General features: G+C 51.5%; 16 protein-coding genes. 15 read left to right on the forward strand and 1 reads right to left on the reverse strand.

Annotated features, from left to right (window positions below; all coding sequences use genetic code 11):
- Positions 1-141: 141 nt before the first annotated feature.
- Entirely contained in the window at positions 142-2,073 is a 1,932-nt protein-coding gene (locus ACOTSW_RS00910) for a sigma-54-dependent Fis family transcriptional regulator (RefSeq protein ID WP_423680500.1), read from the reverse strand.
- Between the two features lie 344 nt (positions 2,074-2,417).
- On the opposite strand from ACOTSW_RS00910, the gene ACOTSW_RS00915 reads away from it, so the two are divergent.
- The 15 genes from ACOTSW_RS00915 (at position 2,418) to map (ending at position 13,372) form a co-directional block, all read left to right on the forward strand.
- Entirely contained in the window at positions 2,418-3,938 is a 1,521-nt protein-coding gene (locus tag ACOTSW_RS00915) for an aldehyde dehydrogenase family protein (protein ID WP_423680501.1), read from the forward strand.
- 87 nt (positions 3,939-4,025) lie between these two features.
- Positions 4,026-4,403 carry a DUF779 domain-containing protein gene (locus ACOTSW_RS00920; RefSeq protein WP_423680502.1) on the forward strand — a complete coding sequence of 126 codons (378 nt, stop codon included), beginning with the start codon at positions 4,026-4,028 and terminating at the stop codon, positions 4,401-4,403.
- Positions 4,404-4,521: 118 nt separating this feature from the next.
- On the forward strand, positions 4,522-5,745 hold the full coding sequence (locus ACOTSW_RS00925; RefSeq protein ID WP_423680503.1) for a YbfB/YjiJ family MFS transporter: 1,224 nt from the start codon (positions 4,522-4,524) through the stop codon (positions 5,743-5,745).
- Positions 5,746-5,931: 186 nt separating this feature from the next.
- Positions 5,932-6,426 carry a GNAT family N-acetyltransferase gene (locus tag ACOTSW_RS00930; RefSeq protein WP_423680504.1) on the forward strand — a complete coding sequence of 165 codons (495 nt, stop codon included), beginning with the start codon at positions 5,932-5,934 and terminating at the stop codon, positions 6,424-6,426.
- Between the two features lie 336 nt (positions 6,427-6,762).
- Positions 6,763-7,227 carry an RDD family protein gene (locus ACOTSW_RS00935; RefSeq protein WP_423680506.1) on the forward strand — a complete coding sequence of 155 codons (465 nt, stop codon included), beginning with the start codon at positions 6,763-6,765 and terminating at the stop codon, positions 7,225-7,227.
- Positions 7,228-7,304: 77 nt separating this feature from the next.
- Positions 7,305-7,730, forward strand: coding sequence for a hypothetical protein (locus tag ACOTSW_RS00940; protein ID WP_423680508.1), 426 nt, complete (start codon positions 7,305-7,307; stop codon positions 7,728-7,730).
- A 161-nt stretch (positions 7,731-7,891) separates the two neighbouring features.
- Positions 7,892-8,296, forward strand: a complete 405-nt coding sequence (locus ACOTSW_RS00945; protein WP_423680509.1) for a protein NO VEIN domain-containing protein — start codon at positions 7,892-7,894, stop codon at positions 8,294-8,296.
- Positions 8,297-8,562: 266 nt separating this feature from the next.
- Positions 8,563-8,811, forward strand: a complete 249-nt coding sequence (locus ACOTSW_RS00950) for a hypothetical protein (RefSeq protein ID WP_423680510.1) — start codon at positions 8,563-8,565, stop codon at positions 8,809-8,811.
- Positions 8,812-8,904: 93 nt separating this feature from the next.
- Positions 8,905-9,489, forward strand: a complete 585-nt coding sequence (locus ACOTSW_RS00955; RefSeq protein WP_423680511.1) for a transglutaminase-like domain-containing protein — start codon at positions 8,905-8,907, stop codon at positions 9,487-9,489.
- Positions 9,490-9,863: 374 nt separating this feature from the next.
- Positions 9,864-10,466: a hypothetical protein gene (locus tag ACOTSW_RS00960; RefSeq protein WP_423680512.1), complete on the forward strand. Its 603-nt coding sequence runs from the start codon at positions 9,864-9,866 to the stop codon at positions 10,464-10,466.
- Positions 10,467-10,560: 94 nt separating this feature from the next.
- A complete protein-coding gene (locus tag ACOTSW_RS00965; RefSeq protein WP_423680513.1) occupies positions 10,561-11,028 on the forward strand; it encodes a hypothetical protein in 468 nt (155 codons plus the stop codon).
- Positions 11,029-11,039: 11 nt separating this feature from the next.
- On the forward strand, positions 11,040-11,456 hold the full coding sequence (locus ACOTSW_RS00970) for an ankyrin repeat domain-containing protein (protein WP_423680514.1): 417 nt from the start codon (positions 11,040-11,042) through the stop codon (positions 11,454-11,456).
- Between the two features lie 112 nt (positions 11,457-11,568).
- Positions 11,569-12,213, forward strand: coding sequence for a maleylacetoacetate isomerase (gene maiA, locus ACOTSW_RS00975; protein ID WP_423682374.1), 645 nt, complete (start codon positions 11,569-11,571; stop codon positions 12,211-12,213).
- Positions 12,214-12,317: 104 nt separating this feature from the next.
- Positions 12,318-12,578, forward strand: a complete 261-nt coding sequence (locus ACOTSW_RS00980; protein ID WP_423680515.1) for a ParD-like family protein — start codon at positions 12,318-12,320, stop codon at positions 12,576-12,578.
- Positions 12,575-13,372 carry a type I methionyl aminopeptidase gene (gene map, locus ACOTSW_RS00985; RefSeq protein WP_423680516.1) on the forward strand — a complete coding sequence of 266 codons (798 nt, stop codon included), beginning with the start codon at positions 12,575-12,577 and terminating at the stop codon, positions 13,370-13,372. Before ACOTSW_RS00980 ends, map begins: the two co-directional genes overlap by 4 nt.
- The last annotated feature ends 374 nt before the right edge of the window (positions 13,373-13,746 follow it).

The raw sequence follows: 13,746 nt of genomic DNA on the forward strand, positions 1-13,746 counted from the left end.
GCGCGGCAGGAAGAGACATCGGAGTCGGCGACACCGGACATGATCATCAACGCTGGTAAGCGAAATAAAATTGCTGAGGTGCGGAATGATGTTTAAAGGTGAACAAACGATGTCAACAAACAATCGCGGCATCAGTGCAATTCAGTTCTCTTGCAACTTGCGGTACAAGGTTTGCCGGCTGATGCCTAATTCGCGTGCCGCCGCAGAGACGTTGCCATTCGCGTTGGTGAGTGCCTGCCGTATCGCCTGCATAGAACGCGCATGCAGACTGCGTTCTCTTGGTTCTACGGTGTCGCCGCCGGCTGAGGTCGTGATGGTTTCAGTACCAGTCTGAGATCGCAACTCTGCGGCCAAATCGTCTGCCAGGTGTTCCCAGCTGATACAGTGCTGATCATCTTCCCGTAAAGCGACCGCGGCACGTAGTACATGGCTGAGTTGACGCAGATTGCCGGGCCAGTGATAAGTTTTCATTGCTGCCAGCAGATCAGGTTCAATGTGAAGATCGCTGTCCGGCGCAAATTCCTGCAATAGTCGTCCGCATAAAAAGGCGAAATCCGTCCGCATCCGTAACGCAGGCAGGCAGACGGTCAAGCCATTGATGCGGTAATACAGATCTTCGCGGAAACGGCCGGCAACAATGCTGTTTTTTAAATTCTGGTGCGTAGCGCAAATCAGATTGAAATCGACGTTAACCGGCGTGCTGCTGCCCAGTGGCGTAACCTGACGTTCCTGCAAAACCCGCAGTAATCTTGTTTGTAAACTTAAAGGCATATCGCCAATTTCATCCAGAAATAAGGTGCCGCCGTGGGCTTCGCGCAGACGTCCCTGCGCTCCTTGCTTAGACGCACCTGTAAAAGCGCCGGCGACGTAACCGAATAATTCTGCTTCGATCAGATGTTCTGGAATTGCGGCACAATTCACCGCCACGAAGGGCTTATTCCTGCGCAGGGAAGCGCGGTGCGTCGCCTGCGCAAATAATTCTTTACCAACGCCGGATTCACCCGTTACCAGCAAAGGAATCGCCTTGTCGATGACCTTGCGCGCTCTCTCACTGGCGGCCAGCCACAGGCTGTCTTCATTTGCTGTTGCTGATGTCAACGTTGCAGGGGCAGATTTCGTCTGTACGCTCAGGGCCTGACGTGCCAGGCTATGACTATGCACCTGTGCAAATAAAACGCTGCCATCCCTGGTTCGCAGTACGTCAGGTCGCATGACTGTGCGCTGCTGAAATGACAGTATGTGCTGAAATTCTTTATCAAATAAATCTGACCAGCAGGTCGCAGCTATATCGCTGTACTGCAATTTCATTAGTGCCAGGCCCTTGCGGTTGGCGCCTGTCAGCCAGCCGTCTTCTGAGAACACCAGTACCCCTTGTGCCACTGAGCCCAGGCCTTCGGCACGCGGATGTAATTGCACAATAATCTGATGCTGGCTGGCGCTCAGCACCATGCTGTTTTCTATGATTTGTGCGGCAGTGGATACCAGCCCCAGTGTATGCGGATGACGGCTGCGATGGTCGCCGGAGATATCGAGTATGCCCATCAGCTTACCCTGTGCGGACAAGATAGGCGCGGCAGCACAGGTCAGAAATTCATGATGCTCGAGATAATGTTCTGCACCATGTATCTCTATCTCGTTTGCCTCCGCCACGGCTGTGCCTATTGCATTTGTTCCGCGCTGGCTTTCCGCCCATGTGGCACCGCATTTCAATGCAACACGATCTGCTTTGTCCAGAAAATCCAGATCACCCAGCGTATGCATCAGTACACCTTGCGCATCCGCCAGTATCACCATGCTATGGCTATGTCGCACTTGTTCAAACAGATATTCGATCACCGGTTCTGAATGGCTGATCAGCTCATGATTGAAATGACGCGCATGTTGTAAGTTGCTGCTGCTGAGATTGTCTTCACATTCGACCCTGCCAACGGGTGAGAGTCCGGCCGACAGGCTGCGCTGCCAAGATTGCGCAATACGATCATCGATCCCAGGGCTTGGGCTTATGCCATATTCGACCAGCTGTAAGCGGGCCTGCTTCAGATGTGATGAGGGCAGAATGGCGTGGTTACGCATGAACTTGTCTCCTGTGGCGTTTGGATTTGCCTACGTTTTATTGATCTGCCTGCTGAGTTCTTTGTTTAATTTTTTTATTTTCAGCAATGGCGTCAATCTGTCTCATTTTGTGTCAGGTGTCACAGACATCTGCGGACAGTTGCCAACTATCTTAGCAGGATTCTGTCTGCAAAAGTGCATGTACGGCGTTGCCAGCTGCTCTGATATTTGCCATCTCAGACGGAAATACAGACTGGTTCATTTGCTGTTCCGAGGTTGGCATGGCTTTTGCAGAAAGTACGACTGACCAGCGCAAAACAGCTTTGTGTCTGTCGATAAATAATATATAACCGAAGGAGACAACCTTGATCTACGAAGCCCCTGGTGCTGCAGGCGCCAAAATCCAATACAAATCCCGTTACGACAATTTTATCGGCGGCAAATGGACTGCCCCGGTGAAAGGCGAGTACTTTGATGTCGTCACCCCGATTACCGGCAAGGTGTACACACAGGCAGCGCGCTCGACCGCAGAAGATATTGAGCTGGCGCTGGATGCCGCTCATGCAGCAGCTGATGCATGGGGTAAGACCGATGCTGCGACGCGTTCGAATATCCTGCTGAAAATTGCTGACCGTGTTGAGGCGAACCTGGAATTGCTGGCCTATGCCGAAACCGTGGATAACGGTAAAGCGATCCGCGAGACGCTGAATGCCGATATTCCACTGACCGCCGATCACTTCCGTTATTTTGCCGGTTGCGTGCGTGCGCAGGAAGGCGCCTTGTCGAATATCGATGAAACCACCGTCGCCTATCATATTCAGGAACCGCTCGGCGTCGTCGGGCAAATCATTCCGTGGAATTTCCCGATTCTGATGGCTGCATGGAAACTGGCTCCGGCGCTGGGCGCAGGTAATTGCGTCGTGCTGAAACCAGCAGAATCCACACCGATCTCGATTCTGATTCTGATGGATCTGATTGCCGATCTGTTGCCACCTGGCGTGCTCAATATCGTTAACGGTTTCGGCCGCGAAGCCGGTATGCCACTGGCGACCAGCAAACGTATCGCCAAGATTGCGTTCACTGGTTCGACCAGCACTGGCCGCGTGATCGCGCAGGCAGCAGCCAACAACCTGATTCCGGCCACGCTGGAACTGGGCGGTAAATCGCCAAACGTCTTCTTTGCCGACATCATGGACAAAGACGACGAATTCCTCGATAAAGCCATCGAAGGTCTGGTCTTGTTCGCCTTCAACCAGGGTGAAGTCTGCACCTGCCCATCGCGCGCGCTGATACAGGAATCGATTTACGACAAATTCATGGAACGCGTATTGAAACGCGTTGCCGCGATTCAGCATAAAAATCCGCTGGATACCGACAGCATGATGGGAGCGCAGGCCTCCAAAGAACAACTGACAAAAATCCTCTCTTATCTGGATCTCGGCAAACAAGAAGGAGCCGAAGTGCTGGCGGGTGGTGGTCAGGCGCATCTGGGTGGCGATCTGGAAGGCGGCTACTATGTGCAGCCGACGCTGTTTAAAGGCCACAACAAGATGCGTATCTTCCAGGAAGAAATTTTTGGTCCTGTGCTGGCGGTGACCACTTTCAAAGATGAAGCCGAAGCCCTCGCAATTGCTAACGATACCTTGTACGGACTCGGCGCCGGTGTATGGAGCCGCAATGGTAACGTCGCCTATCGCATGGGGCGCGCGATCAAAGCGGGTCGCGTCTGGACTAACTGCTACCACGCCTATCCGGCACATGCGGCATTCGGTGGTTATAAAGAATCCGGCATCGGACGTGAAACGCACAAAATGATGCTTGATCATTACCAGCAAACCAAAAATCTGCTGGTCAGTTATAGTGAAAATAAACTCGGCTTCTTCTGATCCTCGCTGTATCTGTAACCTAGATAAAAAGGGGCAGAATGATCTGCCCTTTTTTATGCGGACGAGTCACATATCAAGGAGGCCCACATGGTAGAGCGCGTCATCGCCACACCTGCAGCGCTGGAACTCATACAGCAGTTGCAGGCAGAACACGGCAGCATTATGTTTCACCAGTCCGGCGGCTGCTGTGATAACAGCGCTGCGAATTGTTATCTGCCCACCGATCTGACGATAGGCCCTTACGACATCAAGCTAGGTGAAGTTGGCGGCGTGCCGTTTTATATCGGCAAGCTGCAATACGATTACTGGAAACACACCCAGCTGATTCTGGATGTGATCGACGGCCACGGCGGTACTTTTTCACTCGAAGGCGCAAGCGGCAAGGCATTTCATACCCGTTCCCGTTTATTCACCGACGAGGAATGGGCGCAGATCGCAGACCAGGTCGCTCAGGATCTGGCCTGAGTTTGAGCACATTTTTTGTAAGGCGATCAGGCAGCCGTGACTTGATGTTTGGGTGTTCAAGAAGCAGATTTCAAATAATTCATTTGTCAGAAATGCGGAATTCCATTTTAATCAGCGCATGAATACTTCCGCATTGTTTCCTGTTCAGCATCCAAAACGCCTTGCCATCCTCATCGCTCTTGCCGCCATGCTGTCTTTAGCGCTGGCGATGGGTATCGGTCGCTTTGCATTCACGCCTCTGTTTCCCTTGATGCTGCGGGATGGTATGTTGCGCAGCGATGCCGGTGCGTGGCTTGCCGCCAGTAATTATCTGGGCTATCTGATCGGCGCGCTGTGCGCCAGCCAGGTGCGCTTGCCGCCCGCCAAATTGTTGACGCTCAGCCTGATTTGTATCGTGATCGTCACCGCAGCGATAGGTCTTACCTCGTCTGAGTGGATTTGGTTGATCTTGCGTTTTCTGGCGGGCCTGTGCAGTGCATGGGCTTTGATTGCCACCAGCGCGTGGGGCTTGGGCTGGATGGCTAATCTGGCCAGGCCCAGCCTGGCGGGTCTTATCTATGCAGGCGTTGGGCTGGGTATCGTCGCGGCGGGTATTTTTTGTTTGTGGGCGGCAGCAACAATGCCCGCCCGTATGATGTGGATAGTCTTAGCTTGTCTGGCGGCGTTGCTTGCCCTATTGCCACTGATCGTCAGCTTTTATTTTCCTTTACCGCCAGTTGCAAACAGCGTCGCTGCACCTGTGAATGCCGCGCAAGTGTCAGCATCAGCATCAACTTCAGCATCCGGTGTGACGGGGCTGATAGTCTGTTACGGCATGTTTGGCTTCGGCTACATCCTGCCGGCGACGTATCTGCCCGCACAGGCTAGACAATTACTGGATGACCCGCAAATATTCGGCTGGGCATGGCCCGTATTTGGTATGGCAGCTGCCGCATCGACCCTGATCGTTGCAGGCATGCTCGGCAAATGCAATCGCCTGCATGTGTGGGCAACGTCCCATGCGCTGATGGCCGTTGGCGTGATCTTGCCCTGCATCTGGCTTCCCATGACCAGCATCGTGCTGGCCGCTTTGTTCGTCGGTGGCAATTTCATGGTCATCACCATGCTGGGAATGCAGGAAGCACGCGCCCGCGCCGCCGCCAACCCGACCGCCGTTCTGGCACGCATGACCGCCAGCTTCGCGTTTGGTCAATTGCTCGGCCCCGTCGTCGTGGCCTTGATGAATACATTTGCCGCCGATCACGCAAGCGCACTCCGCTACGCATTGCAACTCGCAACCGCCTGCCTGGTGGCAAGCGCCATTTACTTATGGTGCAAAGCCGAATCGGCGCAAGGTTATTGACGGTAATACGGTTCGATAACACTGGAAAATTGCCTGACCCCGCAAAATAGCCAGCGACTTGCAGGTAAAAGTTAGAATGAAAGCGAATAAACTGCGAACGGCATTCGCGCGCCACTTATTTGCATTTACTGATGCAGATGGCGCTGCGCATCGCATCTCTGAAGATATCACCGCAACGAGAAAAAAATGGTCATTTTAAGAAAACCAGAATTCAGTGATATTGCTGAAGTCAAAAAATTGTACGAACAAAGCACTTCTTTTCATCAGCCGTGGACTTATGCGCCGCGCGATTATGAGGTCTATATCAGCCAGGAAAACCGGTATTTTGTTTGCTCAGCGACGAACGGCAATATTCTCGGCACCTTTCACATTTCCGGCATCGTGCGCGGCTATTTTCAATCGGCGTATTTAGGCTACGAAGTTTTTCACCCTCATCAGGGGAAAGGCTACATGCGCAAGGGCATGGCACTGCTCCTGAAAGAAGCGTTCGAAGAATTGCATCTGCATCGGCTCGAAGCCAACATACAACCGGAAAATCTGGCATCCATCCGCCTCGTGTCAAACGCCGGTTTTGTGAAAGAAGGATTTTCTAAAAACTATTTGAGAATCGGCGGGCTGGAGTGGAAAGACCATGAACGCTGGGCGATCATCAACGCCATGTGGACAGAGAAAAATTCCTGACAAGCCGGGTTCACACAAATCACACCTGTTGCCAGGCGCACTCAGAGCGTACCAATCTGCTCAATTTTAGCCTGTGGAAGGGCTAAATATACTGGGGGGTGTATATTTAAAGCCCCTTGTTTTATGCTGAGAATAAGGTGTTTTTGGCTGATACTCCCCGATTTTCACCAAAATCAGCATTTGAAGACCGCGATTTGTGTGCAGCGTTATTGTTGACGAGTTAGACCAGATTTTCATGCCTTCACGGCATTTAGAAAAATTGTCTTTTTTAACACTCTGGGTTAAGCTGTGTTTCTGTCAAATTAAATCAGGTCAGGCTTTTTAGCAGGAGTATCTATGGACGAATTAGGCGTTGAATACGCCGGATTTTGGGTGCGCGTAGTTGCTACCATCATCGATACTTTGCTGTTAATGATCATCTCATATCCAATTCTTATTTCAATATACGGTTGGGCGTATCTTCGTTCTGAGAAGATTGTGGCGGGACCGGCAGACCTCTTGATTACTTGGATTCTTCCGGTTGTTGCAGCCATTTGGTTTTGGTCACAAAAGCAAGCGACTCCGGGAAAAGCGGCCCTATCTTTGCGTGTTCTGGATGCCGACTCCGGCAAGAGCCTTTCAATTGGTCAAGGCCTGGGACGTTACCTGGGATATTTTATTTCGGTTATTCCACTGGGGCTTGGTTTGATCTGGGTCGGTTTGGATAGAAAAAAACAAGGATGGCATGATAAGTTGGCACGCACCGTTGTGGTCAGAGCAAAAAAACGTGGCCCGGAGCCGGTTCGATTTCCTCAAGCCTAATTCCTCATTCATGCGGAGCTGTGCAAAGTGTCGCCTAGTCAGTGTGATTCAAATGTTAAATGATCTCAGGAGTAATAATGAAGTATTTGTTCTGCAACACCGGTTGGATGGAGTCATACCAAGGCAACAGTACAGCGGATCAAATCTCTGGCGGCGGCTCCTACGTGACAGAAGAAGGTACGGGACACGAAGTTTGTAATTTCCATAGCTATAAAGGCAATGTCTATGGGTATGTCCAGCCTTCCCATGGGCAGCGTTCTGCCGGCGTTGGGATTATCAAGCTCGAGAATATCGTCAATAGTAATGCATCCGAAGACGATGAATTCGTTGACGGAGTGTTAGTCATTTGGACTGCTAAACGTCCCGAAGGTGGTACGTTCGTCGTTGGTTGGTACCGGAATGCTACCGTGTTTCGTGAGTATCAGAATTTCACCTCAACGCCAGCACTGCATAAAAAAACGGCATTAATGGATACCGTATTTATGCCCGCTCTGAGAATGTAAGGCTGCTTCCTGTTGATGAACGAACAAATCAGGTTCCTAGAGGAAAGCCGGGCAGTATTGGCCAGTCAAACGTTTGGTACGGGGATTCTGCAATCGGCAGAAGAATTGCGCTTGAAATAGATGCTTTGTCAAAAGGTAATCGGACAGCGCGCAAATCTACGATGAAGCGTATTACAGATCCAGAGCACAACGCCAAAGTAGAGAAGGCCGCTGTCAAATTGGTCTGGAATTACTATGAAGAACTTGGCTACAGCCTCACAAGTGTAGAGAAAGACAATTTTGGCTGGGATCTGGAAGCGTCTCTGAACAAAACAAAATTACGAATTGAGGTCAAAGGCTTATCAGGTTCCATTCCCAACGTTGAGTTATCTCCGAACGAATTCAAAGCATGGTCAGAAGAACATCCTATGTACCGTTTGGCGGTAGTAACCGGGGCGCTGATTTCGCCTGAACTGCATATCTGTCGTTATAGCAGAGAGCATGGTTCGTGGCAGGTTTCCAGCCATGGAGATGCGTCCGTAGATGTCGTTGAGAAAGTTGCTGCCCAAGTGAAGCTTTGCATCTGACATTTATACATGTCGGGTCGCCATTAAGATAAAAAACTAAACGTATTTTGCCTTCCGAATAAGCCCGTAATAAGCTTTCCGTTATCTGATATCGAAGCAATGGTGTTTGTAACGTCAGAATTCCAATTTTCGTATTCAACACTTCGCTCGCATTTAGTATCGCCATGACGGATGACGATACAGATGATGTTTTCTCATTTGTACGCGTTCAGCGCTGATGCCCGGATGCTACACTTCAGTACGCAACACACTTATAAGGAGGCACCATGTCCGTCGAAAAGAAATACTGGTTCCCCGCAAAGCGTTACGGCTGGGGCTGGGGTATTCCCAACGTGTGGCAAGGCTGGCTGGTGTTGTTCGTGTTTCTTTTACTGGTCGTCGCTGGTGCTGTCGTCTTGCTGCCAACGCAGGGGCAATTGATATTTAATCTCTACCTCGGAATCATCTGCGCCGCGCTGATCGCAGTTTGTCTGCTCAAAGGTGAGCCGCCGCGCTGGCGCTGGGGTGAACGTTAACACTTTCGTGCAGTATTTGTGCCGTCAGGCGGGCATCTTCAGCGATGCATACCAACAAGGCGGCATGGTCCTCATTTATCACTAGAATTTTTCATGAAGCAATTTTTAAGCGCAAGCGAATACATCGATTTTGACCATCCCGCGGTCAGGCAAAAAGCGCAGGAACTCGCGGCATCTGCTGGCACGACCAACACGCACGAACTGATACGCCACATCTTTCATTTTGTGCGTGACCAGATCAGACACAGCTCCGATTACAAGCTCAACCCCGTGACTTGCAAAGCGTCAGACGTGCTGCTGCACGGCACCGGTTACTGCTACGCCAAAAGCCACCTGCTCGCTGCGCTGCTGCGCGCGAACGGCATTCCGACCGGGCTGTGCTACCAACGCTTATCCGTCACCGGCGACGGCGCGCCGTATTGCCTGCACGGCCTCAACGCCGTTTATCTGCCGGAACATGGCTGGTACCGGATCGATGCGCGCGGCAACAAACCCGGTGTAGCAGCAGAGTTTCATCCGCCGCAGGAAGCGCTCGCATTTCCCGTCATCGCACCGCATGAACGCGATCTGCCCGAAGTCTGGAGCGAACCTTTACCCGTCATCGTCACCGCGCTGAGCAGCTACGACACTTACGATCAGGTACTGGCAAATCTGCCCGATGTTCAGCTATACGCCTGACCCACCGCAAAGCGCATGACGCTGATGGCGTCAGCTGCGCCAACCGCGTCGTTTGCCGCAAATTTTGCCTGTTGAAGGACTAAATATACTGGGGGGAGTATTTTTAAACGTCCTTGTTTTATGCTGAGAATAAGGTGTTTTGGGCACATACTCCCCGATTTTTGCCAAAATGATCGTTTCAAAGCGGCGATTTATGTGCTGTTGTCAGCGCAGCAGAAAATACAAATCCGCAGCACCATCTCAACCCTCGCTCCCGCCATTCAAGCCGTTCTTATTTACGGTAGTTGACGCAGACCATAGCAAAGCAGATCAATCCGTCCTCAACGCAATTACCATTTTTCATTGACGAGGACGTCATACTGGCACAGCAATCTATGCCGGACTTCATCGAGGAATTGAGGGGGCACGGTCATGGCAGGTTCCTGTTGTTATACTGTATTTTTTATCAGTATAACGAAAAAAAGCTATACCAGATAAGGGCTTGCGAGGCATTGGAGATTGTTGCTTATTTTTCATTCATCTGTTATTTTGCCATTTTGCACTTTAAAACAAGTTACCCATTAGGAGTACCCATGTTTTTCGGCAAATCCAAAGATGTGCCCCTTAAATCAAAAGAGCCATCTGGCACTCCCGCGATCTTTTGGGGCGCGAGTGATCGAATGATCTGCTGCAAAGGCATAGCCGGTGAAGGCAATGAATTCAACGTTACAAGCCATCCTAAGCTTCAGGACGGAGGTTACGTCGCGACCCTTGAAATCTCCGCTCCCGGTGAAGAGCAAGGGGTTTTTATTCATGCTTTTTACAGCGGGCACTGGTCATTTGCGGTGTGCCCGTCAAGCGAAGAGTCCGACAACTTGCCTGATTGGAGCGTCGTGCGAGAGTGGGGAACGATCAATTCGCACTCCGAAACGCTGAAAGTCTTCTGCCCAACTGGTTCAATCGTTAAAGTCATTGATCGCATTGAGGCAAATGGCTAACCAGTCCGTCAACGGGACGCCAAAATGCGTAGCATTTTGGTTCCCTCCGCTGCGCTCCGGCGCCCGTTACGTCCAACGTTAGGCAGCAAAAGCCATGTCGTTGCCATTCTTAGTTTCCTGCTCTATGCCAGAACCGTTGCTATTCGAGTGCAGCGACGGACGCTTTCAGCTCGTGGACCAAATGCCGTTGTCTCCGTTCATGTCTGGGTATGGTTATTTGTTAGTCGAGAAGAAGCTCGCAGCCTTCCTCAAGCAGGTCAAAGTCGAGCGCGTGAGCTTTTCGCCGGCAATCGTATTCTCGGCAGCCACGGGAGAAGAGTTCACCACTCACGTCCGCATCCGAGTGAGTCAATTCTTTCGCGGGAACGAATTGCTCGATCTCGATGCAAGCGGCTACCGCATGCTTACTCTCAGCGATCAGTACTACTTTGTGAGCCAGGAACTCAAAGCGGCTCTGCAATCCAGCGCGTTTCGCTATCTTCAGTTTAGTGAGGGTCTCAGTGGCTTCGCAGCAGTTGCCGCCTATCCCCTCATTCAACGGGACGCCTTGCGGCGCCCGTAAATTCGAACGCTATGCGGCTAGGCAATGTTCCCTCAGAAGCCGATGTTGATAACCGGTTGCACCAAGCAGCCGAGCTTGGAGACCTTGCCGCAGCCAAGGCTCTCTTATCGCAAGCTTGTGCGATCACTGTGATAGATATTTGCGGGCGAACGCCATTGCATTTTGCTGCGGCGAATAATCAACTTGAGATGGTTGAGTATCTGGTCAGCGCAGGTGCTGATGTCAATGGGCAAGCGAGTGGTGATGGTTGGCAAGATCATGCGCCATTGGGACATGCCGTAGAGACGTGTTCCACCGATCGATCCAAATCTTGCATTCTTCAACATCACTCCTCTGATCTGCTCCGTAGCACACTGGCACCGTCACTACCATTGGTGAGGCTGCAACCGATGGCGGCACAGAATCTATGCAAATTCAAAGCAAGATAAGCGAACGCCATCGTTGAAACTTCAATAGAATACAGTGGCTGTATTTTCTGGTTATGCGAGTACAGGTTGCGCTGATAACCGACTGATCAATCATCACACTGAAATTTCTTCCATGAAGCTGTATACCTATTTCCGCAGCTCGGCTGCTTATCGTGTCCGCATTGCGCTGAATCTGAAACAACTGCCGTATGAGGCCGTGGCTGTGCATTTGCTGCGCGATGGTGGTCAGCAGAAACAGGCAGATTACAAACAGAAAAGCCCCTTAGGCATCGTCCCTGCGCTGGAGACTGAGCACGCGGTGCTTACGCAGTCGCTGGCGATTATCGAATGGCTGGATGAAACTTATCCACAGGTCGCTTTGTTGCCGGAAGATGCCGACGGACGCGCCCGCGTCAGGGCGATTGCACAGACGATCGCCTGTGATATTCATCCTCTGAATAATTTGCGGGTACTGGCTTACCTGACAAAAAACATGGGCATGACAGAAGAACAGAAAAATGACTGGTACCGGCATTGGGTCAATGAAGGGCTGGCAGCGGTTGAGCAATTGCTGGCCAACGACCCGCGTACCGGCATTTTCTGCCATGGCGATACGCCGGGACTGGCGGATTGCTGCCTGATCCCGCAGGTATTCAATGCCCGCCGTTTTCAATGTCCGCTGGACGACTTACCCGTGATCAGCCGCATCGTTGCTGCGTGTGAATCGCTGGAAACATTTCAACTGGCTTCACCGGCGCAGCAATTTGATGCGGAATAGTTGGCAGGTCCTCGCTCAGGGCTAGAGAAGGCGCCGGGCGGCAACGCTGGCAGCGCTTTATGGTAATATATGAATTGTTTATGTTTCATATATAAGAAAAAGCCATGGGCATCGTAAAAATTTCCGAACAAATGCATGAGAATCTGCGTGTTGCCAGCAACGCGCTCTCCCGTTCTATCAACGCGCAGGCTGAACACTGGATGCGTATCGGCATGCTGGCCGAAATCTACCCAGATCTGGATCACCGCGATATCTGTCAGTTGCTGATTCGTGCCGAACAGGCAGGGAGCTTCGACCTGGCAACCTTGTCGTCTGTCCGTACAGCCGGGCCGGGTACAGGCACCGCGGTCGGAGGTGTGCAATGAGAGGCGCTAAAATAAAAATTAACACGCCGGAAGAAATCGCCATGTCTCGCGCTGCTGGCAAACTGGCGGCAGCGGTACTCGATATGATCACACCGCATGTCAAACCCGGTGTCAGTACCGAAGACCTGGATAAGCTCTGCCACGATTACATCGTCAATGAGTTGCAGGCGATTCCGGCCAATATCGGTTATCACGGTTTCCCGAAAACGATTTGTGCTTCGGTGAATCATGTGGTTTGTCATGGCATACCATCGCCGTCAAAAATTCTGAAAAAAGGCGACATCGTTAACATCGACGTGGCTGTAATTAAAGACGGCTGGTTCGGTGATACCAGCCGTATGTATTTTGCCGGAGAGCCGAGCCAGCAGGCGCGCCGTCTGGTGAATACAACCTATGAGGCCTTACGGGCGGGGATCATGCAGGTGCGACCGGGGGCGACACTGGGCGATGTCGGCCATGCGATACAAAGCATTGCGCATCGCGATGGTTTCAGCGTGGTGCGAGAATACTGCGGTCACGGTATCGGCAAAATTTATCATGACGAACCGCAGGTGCTGCATTATGGCAAACGCGGCGAAGGTCTGCGCCTCGAAGAAGGCATGATTTTCACGATAGAACCGATGATCAATGCCGGTAAGCGCGGCGTCAAAGAATTGGCTGATGGCTGGACTGTGGTGACCCAGGATCATTCCTTGTCGGCGCAGTGGGAACACATGGTAGCGGTAACGGCTAACGGTTTTGAAGTGCTGACACCGTGGCCAGACGGCACCGGTACTTATCCAGCGATAGGCTGATTGCTTTTACTGCAAAGTCCCTGTGCACAGAAGGTGCACGGGGATCAATCAATCACTCATTGATTCTCTTCCCACTGATGCGCTATCCGGTGCAATCAAAGGATTGCTGTCAAACAGCACTATGATCCGGTCAGCAAACCGTTTCGTCCTTCGTGTCTGTCACCATTCTCCATGCCGTACCGGGCCAGAATAGACAGAAACATCCTCTTTCCATGGATTCAGACATATTCCCCCAGACCTCCGGTTTGTTCAGGAGAATCAAGCCGTATTGCCTGCACGCCGTCTGAACTGCAAAATTTTTGTCATTCACACACAAAGCCGTTTGCAGCTAAATTGGTACAACTTAATTTCGCCTTAAGTTTTCCTGCACATAC

It is taken from the genome of Undibacterium sp. WLHG33 (assembly GCF_049544815.1).
GTDB lineage: Bacteria > Pseudomonadota > Gammaproteobacteria > Burkholderiales > Burkholderiaceae_D > Undibacterium.